Below are 20,107 nucleotides of genomic sequence, written 5' to 3'. Positions count from 1 at the left end.
ATATCTCAGTTGGAAAGGATTTGCCTGGCACGGTCCAGGTCTTCAGGGGTGTCGACACCAAGCGGCAGCGACTGCACGATCTCGGCGTCGATGCGCATGCCGGCTTCCAGGGCCCGCAGCTGCTCCAGCCGCTCGCGGCGCTCAAGCGGCGACGGCTTCAGCGCGACGAAACGCTCGAGTGCCGCGCGTCGATAGGCGTATAGGCCGACGTGGTGATAGAGCGGCCCCTCACCCCAGGGTGCCGTGGCGCGGGTGAAGTAAAGCGCCCGCAACCGCGTGCCGGTGAGCGGCGACCCGACGATCTTGACGACGTTAGGATTGGTCTTTTCCCCCTCGCGGACGATCTCGACGCCGAGCGTGGCGATATCCACCAAGGGGTCGTCGAACGGCCTGAGCGAAGCGGCGATGATGCCGGGATCGATGGTCGGCAGGTCGCCCTGCACATTGACGATCGTTTCGACTTCGCCCCGGGGATCGAGTGCCAACAGTGCCTCGTGGATGCGATCCGAACCCGACTCATGATCCAAGCGCGTCATCACCGCCTCGAAACCATGCGCCCGCACCGCTTCGGCCACGCTTTGCGTGTCGGTCGCCACCACCACACGACCAAGCCCGGCCTCGGCGGCGCGGCGCGCTACGTGGACGATCATCGGGGCGCCGGATATGTCGGCCAGCGGCTTGCCCGGGAGCCGGGTCGAGGCCATGCGGGCGGGGATCAGGATCAAGGTTGACATCGGTCTGGCAAGGCGTTCGAAACGAGGAGGGGAAAGTGGCAAAAGGTCTCACTGGAAGCGCCCTTATAGGTGTTGCAACGCCGGAGCAAAAGACCTAGTTTCCGCCCGATTTGACCGGCTCTGGAGGGCAGGTCTCGATACCGACGGACGGAGTGGACGGATCGGTCCGCCGGAAAAGGGAGCAAGGGGCGTATGGATTCCAACGAAGTCAACAAGCTGCTCGCCGGATTGCTCGGAACCATTTTCGTGGTCTTCTCGGTCGGCATCGTGTCGGACGCGCTGTTTGCCTCGCCCGCTCCGGAAAAGCCCGGCTTCGCCATCGAGGCCGCCGAGCCCGCCGAGGGCGGCCCCGCCGGGCCGGCAGCAGCCGAAAAGCCGATCGCAGATCTTCTGGCCAGCGCAAGTGTCGAACAGGGCGCCGCCATCTTCAAGAAATGCCAGGCCTGCCACTCCGGCGAGAAGGGCGGCCCCAACAAGGTCGGCCCGGATTTGTGGGATCTCATCGACCGCCCCGTCGCCGCGCATGAGGGCTTCGCCTATTCGGCCGGCATGAAGGAGTTTTCCAAGGGCGGCGCCGAGAAGTGGACCTACGACAACATCAACCACTTCATCACCTCGCCGAAGAAATTCGTGAAAGGCACGGCGATGGGCTTCGCCGGCCTGCCCAAGGAAGAGGACCGCGCCAACGTCATCGCCTATCTGCGCACGCTGTCGGACAATCCCAAGCCGCTGCCCGCGCCGGGCGCTGCCGCCGACGCGACGGCGCCGGCCAAGCCGGCTGAAGGTGCCGCACCGGCCAAGCCGGCCGAAGGGGCTGCTCCCGCCAAGCCGGCGGCACCTGCGGCTCCCGCCGCACCAGCTCCGGCCGCCCCAGCACCGGCGCCTGCTCAATAACCCAAATATCGTCTCGACGACCTTGAAAAAGCCGGGTTCAGCCCGGCTTTTTCGTTAGGAAAATCGCATATGCGGCGACAAAGCCGCGCATGGCGGTTTTCACGCGCGACAAATCATCTAGATTGCCTTTCTGGATGATGGCACGCATCGCGAAGAGGACAGTGGATGACGCTTGGCCGGGTGCTTCTCAAATCATTGCTGGCGGCGGCCCTGCTGGCCGCGGGGTTGCAGGCGGCCCTGGCCGACGAGTGGCGCACGACATCATCGCTGATCGGCGAATCCAAATATGGCGACAACTTCCAGCACTATGATTACGTCAATCCGAACGCGCCCAAAGGCGGCACGCTGAATTCGGTGGTGCTGGGCACTTTCGACAGCTTCAATCCCTATATCGTGCAGGGTTCGCCGGCCGCCGGCCTGGTCGGCTTCGGCGGCGGCCTGCTCTATGACACGCTGATGGAGCAGGCGACCGATGAGGGCAGCGTCAGCCATCCTCTGGTCGCCGACGCCTACAAATTCCCGGCCGACTATTCCTCGGCGACTTACCGGCTCGACCCCCGCGCCAAATGGCATGACGATCAGCCGATCACCGTCGACGACGTGATCTGGTCGTTCCAGGTGCTGAAGGCGAACAGCCCGCAGTACAGCCGATATTTCGAGAACGTCACCGATGCGGTGGCGATCTCCGACCGCGAGGTCGAGTTCCATTTCAACCAGAAGGGCAACCGCGAACTGCCGAAGATCCTTGGGGATCTCGCCGTGCTGCCGAAGCATTGGTGGGAAGGCACGGACGCCAATGGCAAGAAGCGCGACGTCACCAGGCCGACGCTGGAAATTCCGCTCGGTTCGGCTGCCTACAAGATCGCCAGCTTCAAGCCGGGCTCGGAGATCGTCTGGCAGCGCGTGCCCGACTACTGGGCGGCCAAGCTGCCGGTGAAGATCGGCCGCGAGAATTTCAACACGCGCCGATACACCTACATTCTCGACGACAATGCCGCCTGGCTTGCCTTCACCAAGGGCGGGCTGGAAGACATCAACCGCGAATACAGCTCCCGCAAATGGGCTACAGCCTATAATTTTCCGGCCATTCAGGCCGGCGACGTCATCAAGAAGGACTTCCAGACCCGGTCGCCGCAGCCGATGCAGGGCTTTGTCCTAAACCAGAGGCGGCCGCTGTTCCAGGACCGACTGGTCCGCGAGGCATTGACCATACCCTTCGATTTCGAGAGCATGAATCGCACCTTGTTCTTCGGCTTCAACACACGCACATCGAGCTATTTCCAAGGTACCGAACTGGCGTCCAGCGGATTGCCACAGGGCAAGGAACTGGAAATCCTGGAAAAGTATCGCGACAAGCTGCCGCCAGAACTCTTCTCTCAGGAGTTCAAGCTGCCCGTCTACGACTCGCCGCAAGCGGAGCGAAAGTATCTGAAGCAGGCCGTCGATCTCTTCGCCAAGGCCGGATGGATCATCAAGGGCGGCAAGATGCTCAACGCCAAGACAGGCGCACCGTTCAAGTTCGAGATCCTCGGCTGGAACGACACAGACCAGGTGATCGCCAGCCCCTACATCGCCAACCTGCGCAAGATCGGCGTGGACGCTACCCTGCGCATCATCGACCAGACGCAGTATATCAACCGCGTCAACAATTTCGATTTCGATGTCGTGACGGGTCTGTTCGGCCAGTCGGAGTCGCCCGGCAACGAGCAGCGCGATTTCTGGAGTTCCAAGGCCGCCGATGCGCCTGGTTCGCGCAACCTGATGGGTATCAAGGATCCAGTCGTCGACGCGCTGGTCGATCGCATCATCTTCGCCACCGATCGCGATGATCTCGTCGCCGCCACCCACGCACTCGACCGCATCCTGCTGTGGAACTTCTACGTCGTGCCGCAATATTACCGTTCCGCAGTATGGCTGGCCTATTGGAACAAGTTCAAGTTCCCCGACAAACAGCCTGCCTATGTCGGCGCCGACATCGATTCATGGTGGATCGACCCGGACAAGGAAAAAACGCTGGCGGCCAAATACAAGGGCGGCAATTGATGGGGCGGCAATTGATGGCGGCCCTGCCCCGCCGCGATTTCCTGGCTTTGGGTGGCGCTGCCGCTGCAGCAGCGCTGATGCCGGGCAAAGCCTTTGCAAACGTTGCGACCGGCACCAAGCTGCACGGCCTTTCCGCCTTCGGCGACCTCAAATACAAGCCTGATTTCCCGCATTTCGACTATGTCAAAGTCGATGCGCCCAAGGGCGGCATCTTCAATTTCTCGCCGCCGAATTGGGGTTACAACCAGGATACGCAGACTTTCAACACGCTGAACTCCTTCGCCAACAAGGGCGATGCGCCGCCACGCATGGAGATGTGTTTCGACGCGCTGATGGTGCGGGCGCTCGATGAACCCGACGCGGTATATGGCCTGATCGCGGATGGCGTGACGCTCTCCGACGACCGCAATGGCTTCACCTTCTCGCTTCGACCCGAGGCGCGTTTCCATGACGGCACGCCGCTGACGGCGCAGGATGCTGCCTTCACCTTCAAGCTCTACAAGGAGAAGGGCCATCCCGACCTATCGCTGTCGCTGACGCACATGATCGATGCCGTTGCCGTCGATGACCGCACACTGCGGCTTACTTTTTCCGGCAAGCAATCCGCCCGGACCGTGCTCAACGTGGTGGAATTCCCGATCGTGTCCAAGGCCTTCTACACGGCAAATCCCTTCGATTCCTCGCAATTGAACCCGCCGCTCGGGTCCGGCGCCTACAAGGTCGGGCGTTTCTCGGCCGGCGCATGGATCGAGTACGATCGGGTGGCGGACTATTGGGGTCGTGACCTCGCGTTCAATCGCGGACAGAACAATTTCGATCGTATCCGCATCGAGTTCTACCAGAACCGCAACGCCGGATTCGAAGCCTTCAAGAAGGGTGAGATCGCTTATCGTGAGGAATTCGTGTCTCGCGTTTGGGCCACCGCCTATGACTTCCCTGCAATGACCGCGGGCAAAGTGGCCAAGCATGAATTCCCGGCCGAAAAGCGACCCTCGATGCAGGCCACCGCGGTCAATCAGCGGCGAGAGCAGTTTCGCGACCCTAGGGTGAGGCGGGCGCTCGCGCTATGTTTCGATTTCGAGTGGACGCGCCGCAACTTCTTCTACGGCTCGTACGAGCGTTCGCAATCCTGCTTCGAGAAATCGGACTTTCGCGCCGAAGGGACACCGTCGCCGCAAGAACTGGCTCTGCTGGAGCCGCTGCGAAGCCAGTTGCCGGCAGAGGTCTTCGGCGAGGCAGTGACCCAGCCCGCATCCGACGGCTCCGGTCGCGACCGCAAGCTGCTTGGCCAAGCGGCAAAACTTCTGTCCGCCGCCGGGTGGAAGCGATCAGGCGACTTTGTCGTTAACGACAAGGGAGGCCGGCTTTCAGCCGAGTTCATGGTCGATGACGACACCTTCGTCCAGGTCTATTCGCCCTGGGTCGCCAACATGAAGGCGATCGGCATCGACGCCACGATACGGTTGGTGGATTCGGCGCAATACCAGTCCAGGCAGGCGAGTTTCGACTTCGACCTCTTGTCTGCTGCCTTTTCGTTCAGCGCGACGCCGACTCGGGATGATCTCGAAGTCTTCTTCCATTCGAGCACCGCCGGCGTCTCCGGCTCCCGCAACTTGCCGGGTATCTCCGATCCCGCTGTCGACACGCTGATCAATGCCGTGGGCGCGGCAAAGGACCGTGAAAACCTGACCGTGGCGATGCGGGCGCTCGACCGGGTCTTGCGTGCGCGATGCGATTGGATTCCTAGTTGGTTCCTGGCGAATCATCGCGTTGCCTATTGGGACATGTTCGGCTTTCCCGAGCAAAAGCCCGATTACGGCTTTCCGGTCGAGACGCTGTGGTGGTTCGATAAAGGCAAGGCGGCAAAAATTGGCAAAGGCTGAATTCCTTGGGGGTGTTGGCGCTGCCCCTCACCTGCCTGCCGGCATCCTCTCCCCGTATAGCGACGGGGCGAGGGGCGCTCTCACCAACGGTTTCGCCAACTACGAGAGTCGCATTAAGAACGCCGAGACTGCGGCCAGCCCCTTTCTCCCCGTCACTATACGGGGAGAAATGTCCGGCAGGACAATGAGGGGCGGCGCCCGCGTCGACATTTGGCCCGGAGCGATTGCCTTGCGGGTGCCGCAAGGCGCGGTGGCTCTCCTCGAGGAGGATGACACCTGATGGGCGCCTATATACTGCGCCGCATCCTTTTGATGATCCCGACCCTGTTCGGCATCATGGCGATATCGTTCGCCGTTATCCAGTTCGCGCCTGGCGGGCCGGTCGAGCAGGTCATCGCCAAACTGACCAACCAGGGCGGCAGCGACCGCCTCGGCGGTGGTGGCGGCGATGCAGGCGGCTCCAATTTCGATGTCGCCGGCGATGTCAGCTCGAAATATCGCGGCGCCCAGGGCCTCGATCCGGAATTCATCAAGAAGCTGGAGAAGCAGTTCGGTTTCGACAAGCCGCCGCTCGAGCGCTTCGGCATGATGCTGTGGAATTATGCCAGGTTCGATTTCGGCAACAGCTATTTCCGCGATATCTCGGTGCTCGACCTGATCCTGGAAAAGATGCCCGTATCGATTTCGATCGGGCTCTGGATCACCTTGTTGTCCTATCTGATCTCGATCCCGCTCGGCATTCGCAAGGCGGTGAAGGACGGCACGCCCTTCGACGTCTGGACCAGTGGGGTCGTCATCGTCGGCTATGCCATTCCAGGCTTCCTGTTCGGCATCCTTTTGATGGTGCTGTTCGCTGGCGGCTCGTTCTGGGACTGGTTCCCGTTGCGCGGCATCGTCTCGGACAATTGGGACCAATTGTCGTGGCCGGCCAAGATCGTCGATTATTTCTGGCACATGACGCTGCCGCTGACGGCGCTGGTGTTGTCGGCCTTCGCAACGACCACGCTTTTGACCAAGAACTCCTTCCTGGAGGAAATCCGCAAGCAGTATGTGGTGACGGCGCGCGCCAAGGGCCTGTCGGAACGGCAGGTGCTTTATGGCCACGTTTTTCGCAACGCCATGCTGATCGTCATCGCCGGCTTCCCGGGTGCCTTCATCTCGGCCTTCTTCACGGGATCGCTGCTGATCGAGAACATCTTTTCGCTCGACGGGCTCGGCCTGCTCGGCTTCCGGTCCGTGGTCGAGCGCGACTATCCGGTGGTGTTCGCCAACCTTTATATCTTCTCGCTGCTTGGCCTCTTCGTCGGGCTCCTGTCCGACCTGATGTACACCTGGGTCGATCCGCGCATCGATTTCGAGCGGAGAGACATCTGATGTCGGAGGCAAGGGTAACCGCCGGTGTCTTGCCGGAGCGGCTCCCACGGCCGTTCCTGTCGCCGCTCAACAAGCGCCGCCTGCAGAATTTCAAAGCCAACCGGCGCGGCTACTGGTCGCTGTGGATTTTCCTCGTCCTGTTCGTGCTGTCGCTGTTTGCCGAATTCATCGCCAACGACAAGCCGATTATCGCTTCCTACAAGGGCGAGATCCTTTTCCCGGTGATGGTCGCTTACCCCGAGGAAAAATTCGGCGGCTTCTATGCCGTCACCGATTACCGCGACCCGGTTATCCAGGACGAGATCAACGCCCATGGCTGGATGATCTGGCCGCCGATCCGCTATTCCTACCAGACCGTCAATAACGCCATTCCGGAAGCAGCGCCGGCCAAGCCATCATGGGAATATGACGCCAAGACGCGCTGCAACCAATATCCACGAGGAGCCGATGACCCGGCCTGCAATGTCGGCAACTGGAACTGGTTCGGCACCGACGACCAGGCGCGCGACGTGCTGGCGCGCGTCATTTACGGCTTCCGCATTTCGGTGCTGTTCGGCCTGATCCTGACCGCGGGTTCGGCGCTGATCGGCGTCGGCGCCGGTGCCTTGCAGGGCTATTTCGGCGGCTGGACGGATCTGCTGTTCCAGCGCTTCATCGAGATCTGGTCGGCCATTCCCGTGCTTTATCTGCTGCTCATCGTCGCCGCCATCCTGCCGCCGGGCTTCTTCATCCTGCTCGGCCTGATGCTGCTGTTTTCCTGGGTGGCGCTGGTCGGGGTGGTGCGGGCGGAGTTCCTGCGCGCCCGCAACTTCGAATATGTCAACGCGGCGCGCGCGCTCGGCGTGCCCAACCGCACCATCATGTTCCGGCATCTGCTGCCCAACGCCATGGTGGCGACATTGACCTTCCTGCCCTTTTTGCTGAGCGGCTCGATCTCGACGCTGACCTCGCTAGACTATCTCGGCTTCGGCCTGCCGCCCGGCTCCGCCTCGCTCGGCGAACTGCTCAAGCAGGCGCAGCGCAATCTCAACGCGCCCTGGCTCGGCATTTCCGGCTTCGTCGTCATCTCGCTGATGCTGTCGCTGCTGGTTTTTGTCGGCGAGGCGACGCGCGACGCCTTCGATCCGCGCAAGACGTTCAAATGAGCGATGCTCCCTTGCTCAGCGTGCAGGACCTCAGCGTCTCCTTCAGCCAGGGTGGCGGCCAGTCTGTCGCCGTCGACCACATCTCGTTCGACATCGCCAAGGGCGAGACGGTGGCGCTGGTCGGCGAATCCGGCTCCGGCAAATCGGTCTCGGCGCTGTCGGTGCTGAAGCTGCTGCCCTATCCCAGCGCCAGCCACCCCTCAGGCAAGATCCTGTTTCAGGGTGCCGACCTGCTCGCCACGAGCGAGAAGCAATTGCGCCAGGTGCGCGGCAACAAGATCACCATGATCTTCCAGGAGCCGATGACCTCGCTCAATCCGTTGCACACGATCGAGCACCAGATCGTCGAAATCCTGAAGCTGCATCAAGGCATGGGCGACCGTCCGGCCAAGGCGCGCACGCTGGCCCTGCTCAACGAGGTCGGTATCCGCGATCCGCAGAAGCGTCTGGACGCCTATCCGCATCAGCTGTCCGGCGGCCAGCGCCAGCGCGTCATGATCGCCATGGCGCTCGCCAACGAGCCGGAACTGTTAATCGCGGACGAGCCGACGACCGCGCTCGACGTCACGGTGCAGGCACAGATCCTCGAACTGCTCGCGGGCCTCAAAAGCCGCAAGGGCATGTCGATGCTGTTCATCACCCATGACCTCGGCATCGTGCGCAAGATCGCCGACCGGGTCTGCGTGATGACCAAGGGCAAGATCGTCGAGACCGGACCGACCAAGGACATCTTCGCCAACCCGCAGCACCCCTATACACGCCATCTTCTGGCCGCCGAGCCGAAAGGCAAGCCGCCGGCCGCCAATGCCGACGCCAAGCCTGTCATGACCGGCAAGGACATCAAGGTGTGGTTTCCGATCAAGCAGGGGTTCTTCCGGCGCACGATCGATCATGTGAAGGCGGTCGACGGCATCGACGTCACCGTGCGCGCCGGCCAGACGCTGGGCGTGGTCGGCGAATCCGGTTCGGGCAAGACGACGCTCGGCCTGGCGCTGGCGCGCATGATCTCGTCGACCGGGACGATCCAGTTCAACGGCCGCGACATCAACCAGCTCACCTTCAACGCGATGCGACCGCTCAGGCGCGAATTGCAGATCGTCTTCCAGGATCCGTTCGGCTCGCTCAGCCCGCGCATGTCGATCGCCGAGATCATCGAGGAAGGCCTGAAGATCCACGAGCCGAAGCTGTCGCCCGACGAGCGCGACGACAAGGTGGCCGCCGTGCTGAAGGAGGTCGGGCTCGATCCGGCAACCCGCAACCGCTATCCGCACGAGTTTTCCGGCGGCCAGCGCCAACGTGTTGCCATCGCCCGCGCCATGGTGCTCAACCCGCGCTTCGTCATGCTGGACGAGCCGACATCGGCGCTCGACATGAGCGTGCAGGCCCAGGTCGTCGATCTGCTGCGCAATTTGCAGGCCAAGCACGACCTCGCCTATCTTTTCATCAGCCACGACCTCAAGGTCATCCGGGCGCTGGCCAATGACGTCATCGTCATGCGCAATGGCCAGATCGTCGAAGCCGGCCCTTCCGAACAAATTTTTGGAAATCCGCAAACCGACTATACTCGGGCGCTGATCTCGGCCGCCTTCAAGATCGAGACGGCGCCGACTGGCGTGGTCAGCGAGTGATCCGCACAAGGAAGGACTGAACGAACCGCGATGGAAAAAGGCCGCATCCTGCTTGCCGTCACCGGCTTTCATCCGCAGCGCTGGCGCGACCTGCTGTCGGCCGAGCGCGAGGTGGTGCTGGAACCGGACGCCCCCAAGGATCCCTCGATCACCTATGCGGTGGTGTGGAAGCAGAAGCCCAATTTGATGTCGTCGCTGCCCAATCTGCGCGCCATCTTCTCGATCGGCGCCGGCGTCGACCATATCTTCGCCGATCCCGGCCTGCCCGACGTGCCGATCGTCAAGGTCGTCGCCGACAACCTCACCCAGTACATGACCGAGTACGTCGTCTGGCGGGTGCTCGATCACCATCGCCAGGGCCTGCTCTACCGGTCGCAGCAGCCAAAGAAGATCTGGCACGAGCCACAGCAGAGGCCGGCCGGTGACATTTCCGTCGGCATCATGGGACTTGGCAGTCTCGGCCGCGCGGCAGCCTCGGCGCTGCTGTCGCTGGGCTTTGCGGTCAATGGCTGGTCGCGCACGGACCGGCCAATGGAAGGGGTGGCGACGTATGGCGGCGAAGCCGGGCTGATCCCATTCCTCAACGCCACCGACATTCTGGTCGTGCTTCTGCCGCTGACGCCGGACACGCAAGGCATCGTCAACTACGGCGTGCTGAAGGAATTGAGGAAACGCAACGGCCTCGGCGGCTCGGTGCTGATCAATGCCGGACGCGGCCGCCTGCAGAAGGACGCCGACATCGTGCGCGCGCTGGATGACGGCACGCTGAAGGAGGCGAGCCTCGACGTGTTCGAGGTGGAACCACTGCCGAAGACCAGCCCGTTGTGGAACCACCCGAAGGTGTTCGTGACGCCGCATGCCGCGGCGACTTCCGATCCAGCCCATCTGGCGCCGCTCATGCTGCGCCAGATGGACGCTTTCGAACGCGGCGAAAGGCTCGACAATCTGGTGGACCGCAAAGCAGGATACTAGAGCGGTTCAGCGTTTTATGGAATCGCCGACCCGCTCTAATTCTTTGTTTTTACGCAATTCCGGACGGAAAACCGCTACGCACTTTTCCTGGAATTGCTCTAGCCAGACGTCCTCGTCACCTGGCCAAATCCCAGTCCTGAAAACATTTCTTGATCGCCCGGACCGACGACAGTTGCAGCTTCGGCAGGTTGACTTGGTCGAACGTCGCCCGGTATCTTGAGCGGTTTTTCGGCGTGGTCACGGCAATGTGGTGGATCATGTCCCATTTGATGCTGTCGCGCCCACCCTCCAAGGCTCCGCGTCTCTCCTTCTCGAACAAGGTACGCCTGAAATAGCGCAGCAGACTTGCCGGGGTGGAAATGTCCAGCAGGATCAATCCGGTCGCGCGCTGGAAGCGTTGCGGCATGCAAACCGAGTAATTTCCGTCCATCACCCACCGTTCGCTGGCGATCGCTGCGTCATGCAAGGCAATGAATTCGTCCCTCGGACGCTGCAGCCAATCCGTGTTGGGCAGGTGAAAGAGCAGATCAAGATGAATGGGTGTCAGGCCACGCTTGCGCGCGATCGCGTCGGCAAGCGTCGACTTGCCGCTGTTCGACGGGCCCAGGATACAGATGCGGTCGCCGAAGTCCGAGAGCTTCATTTGGGCAACACGCATCAGCCAGGCAGCGCGAACTTCTTCTGCTTGTCCGGTTTGCCGCAGTCGCGGCGATCGATCGACCGGTTCATGGCATCGATTTCGCCTGACGCCTTGTCGCTGTCGCGTTGAGCCTTGGAACGCATGTCGGGCGTGAACGGGCCAAAACCCATGGCAGGATTGGAAAAAGTCGGCTTGGCGGTCGTGGGGAGACTATATTGCTGCGCCAATCCGTTGCGCCGCGACAGCAACTGATCGCATGGCACGCTGTCATATTGCAGCGAGGACTCGACGTTGGCGTCCTGCCGCTCGGACGCTGAATTGCCCACGCAGCCGGTGGTTACGAGGCAAGACGCCAAAATCATCACGTTCCAGCGCATAGAAGTGCTCCTCCTGATATCCCGCCCTGATGCGACCAGATCGCAAATATCAGTCGCGCACGCAAATCGGACTTTTTCGCAGCAGCGCAAAGAGTTGCCCTCACAGGGGACCGGCTTTCCATGCCACGACGGCCAGGCCTTTGACAGGCTCGCGGCGATCCCAGCGGATGGTTGTCGGCTCCAGCGCGAGGACCGAGAGGCCGTTGGCCTCGAGGGTCCGTACGACATAGCCATCCGAATGGGCGTAGCGCCGGGAGGGCTGCAGCGCGAACTCGCCACCGCCTTCCGCCAGGCTCTCGACTGAAAAGGCAAACAGGCCACCGTCGGCGAGCAGGCCGGCGACCACTCCCACCAGACCTTCGAGGCCGCCGATGTAGATCAGCACGTCGGCTGACGTCACCAGATCGGCCTTGTCGCCCGAATAGGAAAAATCCTGCAAATCCGCTTTCGTCAGCGCGTCGTAGATGCCTTTTGCCCGCGCCTTCTTCAGCATCCTTGCCGAGATGTCGAACCCCTCCAGCCGGTCGACGATCGGCCTCAGCTTCTCGCCCATCAGCCCAGTGCCGCAACCCAGGTCGAGCGCCAGGCGGAGGCGGCCCGGCCTTGCCTTGCGGATGGCCGCGTCGAGCACCTCGGGCAGCCGGTAGTCGAGCTTGCCTACCAGCATGTCCTCGAATGTCTCGGCATAGTGGTCGAACAGCGTTTCGACAAAGGCGCTGGGCGGCGTCATGGAGACCGGACCTTTGCCGATCAGCTGCAATTTGAGAGCCGCGCCCTGGCGATCGGCCGGATCCAGTTTCAACGCCGTCGTCCAGGCCTGCGCCGCCAGGTCGAGCCTGCCCGATGCCTCCTGCATCTCGCCCAGGCGAAACCAGCCCATTGCCCATTGCGGCGCCAGTTCCAGGCCGCCGAGCAGCAACTCGGCGGCAGCGGCATGATCGCCGGAGGCAACGAGCATTTCGGCATAGTCCGCACGGCGATCGGCGTTCGGGTCGCCCGACGAGGTCTGAAGCGGTTTCATGATGATGGTTTCCACCTGCAGGGAGCCGGCCGCCCATATCTGTAGAGCAAAGAATGCCGAAGCTGAACTGAATTGGACAGGCTTTGCCCGGGAGTCAGCAGTCTCGGCCAACAGGCTTCCCGCGGCGGAATTATATCCTATCTTGGCACCATGCGCGCCAGCGACCTGCTTCATCCCCGGCCCGAAGGCCTCTACTGCCCGCCGGGCGATTTCTTCATCGACCCGGTGCGGCCGGTGAACCGGGCGCTGATCACGCACGGCCATTCCGACCATGCGCGTTCCGGCCACGGCTCGGTGCTTGCGACACAGCAGACGCTCGACATCATGGGACTTCGCTACGGCGAGGATTTCGCGGGGACGACGCAGACAGCCAGGCTCGGCGAGACGATTGCCCTCAACGGCGTCGATGTCAGCTTTCATCCGGCCGGCCATGTGCTGGGTTCGGCGCAGATATCGGTCGAGCACCAGGGCAGGCGCATCGTCGCCTCCGGCGACTACAAGCGGCAGAAGGATGCGACCTGCGCGCCCTTCGAGCCGATCCGCTGCGACATCTTCATCACCGAGGCGACTTTCGGCCTGCCGGTGTTTCGCCATCCGCCAGACACGGAAGAGATCGCCCGGCTGCTGAAATCGGCGGCGCAATTCCCGGAGCGCTCGCACCTGGTCGGGGCTTACGCGCTGGGCAAGGCGCAACGCGTGATGCGGCTGTTGCGCGACGCCGGTTACGACAAGCCGCTCTACATCCATGGCGCGCTGGCCAAGCTCAGCGCGTATTACCAGAGCCAGGGCATCGATCTCGGCGATCTCGAGCCGGCGACCGTGGAGAGCGGGGCCAAGCAAGATTTCGCCGGCGCCATCGTGGTCGGCCCGCCATCGGCCTTCGCCGACCGCTGGGCGCGGCGCTTTCCCGATCCGATCTCGTGCTTCGCGTCGGGCTGGATGCGCATCCGCCAGCGCGCCAAGCAAGGCGGCGTCGAACTGCCGCTGATCATCTCGGATCATGCCGACTGGGACGAACTCACCGCCACCATCAAGGAGACCGGAGCCGCCGAAATCTGGGTCACGCACGGCCGCGAGGAAGCGCTGGTGCGCTGGTGCGAACTGGAAGGCATCGCCGCCCGCCCGCTGCATCTGGTGGGCTATGAGGATGAGGGCGATTGACGGCATGAACCGCTTCGCCGAGCTTCTCGACCGCCTGGTGCTGACGCCGTCGCGCAACGGCAAGCTGACCCTTTTGACCGACTATTTCCGCAGCGTCGAGGATCCCGATCGCGGCCTGGCGCTGGCGGCCATCACCGGCGATCTCAGGATTGCCGCAGTCAAGCCGGCGATGCTGCGCACGCTGGTCACCGAACGTATGGACCCGGTGCTGTTCGGCTATTCCTACGATTATGTCGGCGACCTCGCCGAGACTGTGTCGCTGGTCTGGCCGCAAACGCCTGGCAGGATCGCCAACCGCGAACCGACGCTTGGCGAGGTGGTTGCCAAGCTGCAGGCGGCAAGCCGCTCGGATGGACCGAAGGTGCTGACGGGGCTGCTCGACAGCGCCGGCATCTCGGCACGCTTTGCCATCATCAAGCTGGTCACCGGCGGCCTGCGCATCGGCGTCTCGGCGCGGCTGGCCAAGCAGGCGCTGGCCGATTTCGGCAAGGTCGACGTCGCCGAGATCGAGGAGCTCTGGCATGGGCTATCGCCGCCCTACACGGCGCTGTTCGCCTGGCTGGAAGGCAAGGACGAGAAACCGCGCAGCACCGTGATGGCGCTGTTTCGCCCGGTCATGCTGTCGAACCCGGTCGGTGACGGCGACCTCGAAAAGCTCGATCCCGCCGACTACGCGGCGGAGTGGAAATGGGACGGGATCCGCGTCCAGGCGGTGGCCGAAGGCGGCATCCGCCGGCTCTATTCGCGCACCGGCGATGATGTCTCAGGGGCCTTTCCAGACCTCGCCGACGCCATGCATTTTTCCGCCGCGCTCGATGGCGAATTGCTTGTCGGCGATCCGCGAGAAGCGACGGGAACCTTCTCGGACCTGCAGCAGCGGCTGAACCGCAAGACGGTGACGCCGAAGATGCAGCAGCAATATCCAGCCTTCATGCGCTGTTACGACGTGCTTCAAATCGGTGCCGAGGATCTGCGCGGACTGTCCTTCCGCGAGCGACGCGGCCGGCTCGAAGCCTTCATCGGGACGCTCGACCCGAGCCGCTTCGATCTTTCCCCCTTCGTCGCGTTCAGGGACTGGCAGTCGCTCGAGGACCTGCGCCGCGCGCCGCCGCATCCGATCATCGAAGGCGTGATGCTGAAGCGCTGGGATTCGCCCTATGTCGCCGGCCGGCCGAAGGGTCCATGGTTCAAATGGAAGCGCGATCCGCACACGGTGGACGCGGTGCTGATGTATGCCCAACGGGGCCACGGCAAGCGCTCGAGCTTCTATTCCGACTACACGTTCGGCGTCTGGTCCGGAGCCGAGGGCGAGGAGGAACTCGTGCCGGTCGGCAAGGCCTATTTCGGATTCACCGATGAAGAGCTGAAGCAGATCGACAAATATGTCCGTGACAACACCGTCGAGCGTTTTGGACCGGTGCGGTCGGTGCGCGCCGACCGCGACAATGGCCTGGTGCTGGAAGTCGCCTTCGAGGGACTCAATCGTTCGACCCGGCACAAATCGGGTGTGGCCATGCGTTTCCCCAGGATTTCACGATTGCGCTGGGACAAGCCGGCCAACGAGGCCGATCGCATAGAAACCCTGCAGGCGCTGCTCGACCGCTAGGGACCGTCGATGTGTCAGTCGCAACGAATTCAGTTCAGGGTTCGACCGAGACACGGATCTCGTAGACGTCGACCGCCTTGCCCTGCTTGTCGAAATCGGAATTGATGGCGATGGTTCCGGCCGAGCCCGGATGCTTGTCGGGAAACTTCACGTCGAACAGATACTCGTTCTTCTGCTGGCCGACCGCGTAACGCTTGCGGCCGCAGTCGCCGAGCTCGCCGAAATTGCAGTCGACGGATATCTGCGTGTCCTTGCCGTCCTCGGCCCTGGCGATGATGTCGAACACGGCGTGCTTGCCGGCGAGTTTTTCCAGCACGCCCTGTCCGACATCGAAGGCGATCGCCGAGCCGGAGGCGCCGGACTGGATGCGCAGGAACGGCCCGCTGTCGTCCTTCATCACCTCGGCCTTGGCGTCGGACGGAGCGGCGACATGCGTCGGGTCGGTCGGTGAAAACACATTGATCCAGTCGCGCGACTGGTCGGCGGCACCGGGCTTTGCCGGCGCGTTGGCGCCATCGGTCGGGGTGAAATCGTCGTCCTCTACGGTCGGCGGCGCTTCCGGCGGCGCGGTATTGAGCTGCGCGGCGGTCTTGAACACACCGGTTTGCATGGCAAAGTACAGTCCGATGCCTATCGCCGCGAGCAGCGTCACCGTGAAGAAAATGGCGGTCAGCGGCAGCCGCCGGCCTCTAATGCGCCGCTCATCGCGATCGGGCGCGACTTCCGTGGCGGCACCGGAAGAGGCTGGAACCGACATGTCGATGGCTGGCGCACCGGGCAGGGTCGCATCCGGCATGATGTCGGGAACCACCGGCAGCACGCGCGAGCGCGGTGCGTCGGAAGCGGGCTGCCCGGGACCGTCGACGGTCACAGCGGGCGATGACGCCCTTGGGCCCGCCTCGACCGCGGGCGCCGCGCCGGCCGCGGCCTCGACCGCCGGCGCGTCGATCTGCGGGGCAACACCGGGCACCGCCGGCAGGTACTCGGATTCGATTTCGGTGATTTTTGCCTGGATTGCCTTGCGGCGCTTGATGGCGACTTCCACGGTCACGCCGGGATTGGCCTGGAGCGCGCGGTCGAGCGCGGCGAAGGCCGAACGATAGACCTTCTCGCGGAACGCACGGTCCTCGGCATTGCCCTTTTCCAGGGCGTTCCGGATCGCTTTTTCGATCGCGTCCAAGCGAGATCCCTCTGCAAATTGTCCCAAGCTTTCATGATGGTTAGCCGCAGGCGACCAATCAATCAACGGGCGGGCAGCCGCATTCTGCCTCGACAAGCCGTCCAAAGTCTATTTTCACGATGTTCCGGCAACAAAATCGGAACATGTCGGCGATTCCGGGCATGCAGGGACGCCAGAACGCCGGTTTCGATCGGGGCGCGGCTCTTGCATGATTTGCCAAGTCGCATCTTGAATTCGCGGCCGGTTGAGTCTATCACCCTGCCCATCTTGGAGGCCTTGGCCTCCCGGGCCGCTTTAGCTCAGTTGGTAGAGCACATCATTCGTAATGATGGGGTCAGGTGTTCGAGTCACCTAAGCGGCACCAGTTTTTCAAACCGATGGTCGAAGCTGCTTGGACGCGCTGAAGAGGCTCGAATCCCGGCCGTTTGCGTTTGTTATGGATGCAAGGATCTGCCCGCCGATCGACAACAACTCGGGACCGGTGCAGATCGACCGAAGATCCGCGAGGCAAGTCGCGACTTCCTCCGGGCCTGGAAACTCGCGAAAGCACGCAATCCGGGATTTTCAAATCTCAATAACAAATGATGGGCCTCTCATTTCTATTTTTTTGGAACAGACACTTGGGTTGCACATTTCCTGCCGACAGTTCCATGACAGGAGGTTTTGAATTGCCAAGGCGTGTCGACAAGGAAAAGCTGGCAAGAGCGGACCGCGAAGCGAAGCTGGTGCTGGATGCCGAGCGTCACGCAAGGGACGCCAAGACAACCCGCCTGAGGGAGCAGAGACTGCAGCAGGAGGCATTGGCGGACAAGGCCCCGCCTGCGCGCCGACGGGAGCCGACTGGGAAGCCGGCCAGGCGTGTGATCGAGGTGGACTGACCTGTTGGGCGGTCGCCCGATTCGCCCCGATGATGCCGTCGGCGATGCCTCCGCGTTGCCGCATAAGACAGTAGCCCAGAAGACCCATATGCCATTGTCGGGACCCCCGTTTTGGTATGAAATGTCGGGTGTCAGCATGGGAGGTCCAAATGCCCAACACTTTCAAGACCGGAGACGTCGTCAAGCTGAGGTCGGGAGGCCCGAAAATGACGGTCAGCGACGGCGCCGCTTCCGGCATGTATCTGTGCCACTGGTTCAACAAAGACGGCGATGTGTGGACCCCGCAGCATGCCGGCTTCAAATCGGATCAGTTGATAGCCGCCGACCAATCGACGTAATTCCCGCCTTCGCCAACGGGCGGGCCGGCCCGGCGCAATTCAGATGCGCCGGACGAGGTGTTCTGCCGTACCCTGGGCCGCCAAAGTCCATCACCGCCGGCAAGCGGCGTGATAGGCATGGCGACCGACGGATTTCTGCGATCACGACGTTTAACGGTTGAAGCATGACCATGGCATCGGGCCATGGCAATGCGCCAACCGGAGACGTGAAGCATGATACGCCGTTCGATCCTTGCCGCTGCCCTGAGCCTGCTGACCACCGCGGCTCTGGCCCAGACAGGGACACAGCCACCGGCCGCCACACCGCCCCCCGCGACATCGTCGGCCGCCAAGTCCGACATCACGCTGGCCAAGTTCCAGAAACGGCGAGAGAAGGCGATCATGGCCGCCGACACGGACGGCGACGGCAAGATCAGCCTGCTGGAATGGGAGGCCTTTCAGGCCAAGCGCAACGTCAAGGGCGATCCCGCCAAATCCTTCGCGCGCATTGATTCCAACCATGACGGCTTCATCGACCGGGCCGAGCTCGATGCGTTATTCGCCAAGCGCTTTGCCAGGCTGGACAAGAATGGCGACGGCATTCTGACGGGCGACGAGATGCCGGGCCACAAATCCGCTCCCAAGCCGGAGCAATGACCAAGAGGCTATGACGCATGATGGACATTGGGTGTGCGCCAACCCATGAGCCCCGACCCGGACGAGGAGGTGGTTCGCCGGGTCGGCACCGGCGACCCCGCGGCGGTGCGGACGCTCGTCGCGCGCAAGCTGCCGCGCATCCTTTCGCTGGCCGCGCGCATGCTCGGCGATGCGGCGGAGGCCGAGGACGTCGCGCAGGAAACCTTTATGCGCATCTGGCGTCACGCATCGGGCTGGCGGCGCGGCAACGCACGCTTCGACAGCTGGATCCACCGGGTGACGCTAAACCTTTGTTACGACCGGCTGCGCCGGCGCCGCGAGCTGGTGACCGACGAGCTGCCGGACATTGTCGATCCCGCCCCGCTTCCCGATGCCCATCCCGGCAAGGAGGCGCATCGGGTCGAGCAGGCCTTGCAGGCAATCGCGCCGCGCCAGCGCGAGGCGATCCTCCTGGTCTACTATCAGGAGATGTCCAACATAGAGGCGGCCGCGACCCTGGAGATCAGCGTCGATGCCCTGGAAAGCCTGCTTTCGCGCGGCCGGCGGGCGCTGCAGGTGATCCTGGCCAAGGATAGTGTCGATGAATGAGAAAGCCGCGATCAAAGGACAGACCGATGTCTGATGGGTCCAGGAACGAATCGGCAATGGATGCCGAGCGCTTTGCGGCTCTGGCGGCGGCCTATGGCGGCGACTTGCGGCGGTGGCCGCAGGCCGACCGCACGGCCGGCGCGACGTTCGCAAGGACCGAGATGGGCGCGGCCATATTGGGGCAGGCAGGCAAACTAGACGCCTTGCTCGACAGCTATGACGTCATGGCGCCTGGCGCGGCACTGCACGGCGACATCCTGCGAATGGCCGACCGGCTGCTCGTCCAGCGCCGGCGCCGACGGGCCTGGTGGCTGGGTCTTGGACTCGCCGGCATCGGCCTGGCCGGCGCCATCGCCGGATTGGCCCTGGTGAGCGTCGTCACGCCAGAGTTTCAGCCCGACCGCTATGTGCTCGATGCCAATGCGACGGCGTTCGGCGATGCCGGGTCCGATGGCGAGACGATCGAGGAGGACCTATGAGCACGCGCCGCAACCTCGTGATCGCATCCGTGGCGCTGAATGTCTTCCTGGCCGGCGCGCTTGCGGGCGGAGCCGTCTGGATAAGAAGCGGCAAGCCCGGCCAGGGCTATTCGCTGGAAGCCGCCGGGAGCCGGCTTCCCCACCAGGAACGCGTGCTGTTTCGAAAGGCGCTGCGCGACGTGCGGCGCGAATCCCGCCAGGTCATCCTCGATGGCCAGCAGGCCAGGCGCGAGGCATCCGACCTGCTGCGCCAGCCGGTCCTCGACACGACGGCCCTGTCGGCCGCGCTGGAAAGGGCGCGCAATGCCGATATTGCCGTGCGCACACGGCTTGAGCAGCGCATCGTCGAGTTCGCGACGGCGGGTTCGGCCCGGGATCGCGCCGTGCTCGCGGACGGGCTGGCCAGGCGGGCCGGGCCGCAACCGACGGCAGAGCCAAAAAAATCGCCGTGACCGCCGACGGAAAACGACCGCGAGGCCGTTTAACAAGAGGAAGGGCAAGCCTGCCGGACCAATCGGGACGCACAGGTT

20 protein-coding genes and 1 tRNA gene are annotated in these 20,107 nt (G+C 63.1%); 16 read left to right on the top strand and 5 right to left on the bottom strand.

Features of this window, described 5'->3' with window-relative positions; translation table 11 throughout:
• Positions 1-5: 5 nt before the first annotated feature.
• Positions 6-734, bottom strand: coding sequence for a 3-deoxy-manno-octulosonate cytidylyltransferase (locus FJ954_RS04945; RefSeq protein ID WP_140660621.1), 729 nt, complete (start codon positions 732-734; stop codon positions 6-8).
• Between the two features lie 192 nt (positions 735-926).
• Between FJ954_RS04945 and FJ954_RS04940 the strand changes: the two genes are divergently transcribed.
• The 7 genes from FJ954_RS04940 to FJ954_RS04905 all read left to right on the top strand — a co-directional run bounded on the left by FJ954_RS04940 (position 927) and on the right by FJ954_RS04905 (position 10,673).
• The gene (locus tag FJ954_RS04940; protein ID WP_140660620.1) at positions 927-1,628 is read left to right on the top strand and encodes a cytochrome c family protein; all 702 of its coding nucleotides are present in this window, start codon (positions 927-929) and stop codon (positions 1,626-1,628) included.
• Positions 1,629-1,793: 165 nt separating this feature from the next.
• Positions 1,794-3,671, top strand: a complete 1,878-nt coding sequence (locus tag FJ954_RS04935; protein ID WP_140660619.1) for an extracellular solute-binding protein — start codon at positions 1,794-1,796, stop codon at positions 3,669-3,671.
• Positions 3,672-3,685: 14 nt separating this feature from the next.
• On the top strand, positions 3,686-5,554 hold the full coding sequence (locus FJ954_RS04930; protein WP_140660618.1) for an extracellular solute-binding protein: 1,869 nt from the start codon (positions 3,686-3,688) through the stop codon (positions 5,552-5,554).
• Between the two features lie 279 nt (positions 5,555-5,833).
• Positions 5,834-6,928, top strand: a complete 1,095-nt coding sequence (locus FJ954_RS04920; RefSeq protein WP_015314055.1) for a microcin C ABC transporter permease YejB — start codon at positions 5,834-5,836, stop codon at positions 6,926-6,928.
• Entirely contained in the window at positions 6,928-8,073 is a 1,146-nt protein-coding gene (locus tag FJ954_RS04915; RefSeq protein ID WP_140660617.1) for an ABC transporter permease, read from the top strand. Before FJ954_RS04920 ends, FJ954_RS04915 begins: the two co-directional genes overlap by 1 nt.
• Complete coding sequence (locus FJ954_RS04910; protein ID WP_140660616.1) at positions 8,070-9,701, top strand: ABC transporter ATP-binding protein; 1,632 nt, start codon at positions 8,070-8,072, stop codon at positions 9,699-9,701. The genes FJ954_RS04915 and FJ954_RS04910 overlap by 4 nt, the downstream gene beginning before the upstream one ends.
• A 30-nt stretch (positions 9,702-9,731) precedes the next feature.
• The gene (locus FJ954_RS04905; protein ID WP_140660615.1) at positions 9,732-10,673 is read left to right on the top strand and encodes a glyoxylate/hydroxypyruvate reductase A; all 942 of its coding nucleotides are present in this window, start codon (positions 9,732-9,734) and stop codon (positions 10,671-10,673) included.
• A 115-nt stretch (positions 10,674-10,788) separates the two neighbouring features.
• On the opposite strand, the gene FJ954_RS04900 is transcribed toward FJ954_RS04905, so the two are convergent.
• From FJ954_RS04900 to FJ954_RS04890, 3 genes are all read right to left on the bottom strand, one after another.
• Positions 10,789-11,316, bottom strand: a complete 528-nt coding sequence (locus FJ954_RS04900; RefSeq protein ID WP_140660614.1) for an AAA family ATPase — start codon at positions 11,314-11,316, stop codon at positions 10,789-10,791.
• Positions 11,317-11,330: 14 nt separating this feature from the next.
• A complete protein-coding gene (locus tag FJ954_RS04895; protein WP_015314060.1) occupies positions 11,331-11,690 on the bottom strand; it encodes a hypothetical protein in 360 nt (119 codons plus the stop codon).
• Positions 11,691-11,790: 100 nt separating this feature from the next.
• Complete coding sequence (locus FJ954_RS04890; protein ID WP_140660613.1) at positions 11,791-12,711, bottom strand: methyltransferase domain-containing protein; 921 nt, start codon at positions 12,709-12,711, stop codon at positions 11,791-11,793.
• A 150-nt stretch (positions 12,712-12,861) separates the two neighbouring features.
• On the opposite strand from FJ954_RS04890, the gene FJ954_RS04885 reads away from it, so the two are divergent.
• Together FJ954_RS04885 and FJ954_RS04880 are read left to right on the top strand one after the other, a co-directional pair.
• Entirely contained in the window at positions 12,862-13,872 is a 1,011-nt protein-coding gene (locus FJ954_RS04885; protein ID WP_015314062.1) for a ligase-associated DNA damage response exonuclease, read from the top strand.
• A gap of 4 nt (positions 13,873-13,876) precedes the next feature.
• Positions 13,877-15,478, top strand: coding sequence for a cisplatin damage response ATP-dependent DNA ligase (locus tag FJ954_RS04880; RefSeq protein WP_140660890.1), 1,602 nt, complete (start codon positions 13,877-13,879; stop codon positions 15,476-15,478).
• 34 nt (positions 15,479-15,512) lie between these two features.
• Here FJ954_RS04880 and FJ954_RS04875 read toward each other — a convergent pair whose 3' ends face one another.
• Entirely contained in the window at positions 15,513-16,658 is a 1,146-nt protein-coding gene (locus FJ954_RS04875) for a hypothetical protein (RefSeq protein WP_140614815.1), read from the bottom strand.
• A 288-nt stretch (positions 16,659-16,946) separates the two neighbouring features.
• Here FJ954_RS04875 and FJ954_RS04870 point away from each other — a divergent pair.
• The 7 genes from FJ954_RS04870 to FJ954_RS04840 all read left to right on the top strand — a co-directional run bounded on the left by FJ954_RS04870 (position 16,947) and on the right by FJ954_RS04840 (position 20,029).
• Positions 16,947-17,022 (top strand) — tRNA-Thr (locus FJ954_RS04870).
• Positions 17,023-17,326: 304 nt separating this feature from the next.
• Positions 17,327-17,536, top strand: coding sequence for a hypothetical protein (locus FJ954_RS04865; RefSeq protein WP_181177747.1), 210 nt, complete (start codon positions 17,327-17,329; stop codon positions 17,534-17,536).
• 149 nt (positions 17,537-17,685) lie between these two features.
• Positions 17,686-17,874 (top strand): DUF2158 domain-containing protein, encoded by a 189-nt coding sequence (locus FJ954_RS04860; RefSeq protein ID WP_015314066.1) that lies wholly within the window; start codon positions 17,686-17,688, stop codon positions 17,872-17,874.
• A 213-nt stretch (positions 17,875-18,087) separates the two neighbouring features.
• Entirely contained in the window at positions 18,088-18,510 is a 423-nt protein-coding gene (locus FJ954_RS04855; RefSeq protein ID WP_140660611.1) for an acid-shock protein, read from the top strand.
• A gap of 45 nt (positions 18,511-18,555) precedes the next feature.
• A complete protein-coding gene (locus FJ954_RS04850) occupies positions 18,556-19,098 on the top strand; it encodes an RNA polymerase sigma factor (protein WP_140660610.1) in 543 nt (180 codons plus the stop codon).
• 26 nt (positions 19,099-19,124) lie between these two features.
• On the top strand, positions 19,125-19,577 hold the full coding sequence (locus tag FJ954_RS04845; RefSeq protein ID WP_140660609.1) for a hypothetical protein: 453 nt from the start codon (positions 19,125-19,127) through the stop codon (positions 19,575-19,577).
• Positions 19,574-20,029 (top strand): periplasmic heavy metal sensor, encoded by a 456-nt coding sequence (locus FJ954_RS04840; RefSeq protein WP_140660608.1) that lies wholly within the window; start codon positions 19,574-19,576, stop codon positions 20,027-20,029. Before FJ954_RS04845 ends, FJ954_RS04840 begins: the two co-directional genes overlap by 4 nt.
• Positions 20,030-20,107 lie beyond the last annotated feature (78 nt).

It is taken from the genome of Mesorhizobium sp. B2-3-15, assembly GCF_006442875.1.
Classification (GTDB): domain Bacteria; phylum Pseudomonadota; class Alphaproteobacteria; order Rhizobiales; family Rhizobiaceae; genus Mesorhizobium; species Mesorhizobium australicum.
This window is presented reverse-complemented; position numbering and strand designations above follow the sequence as displayed.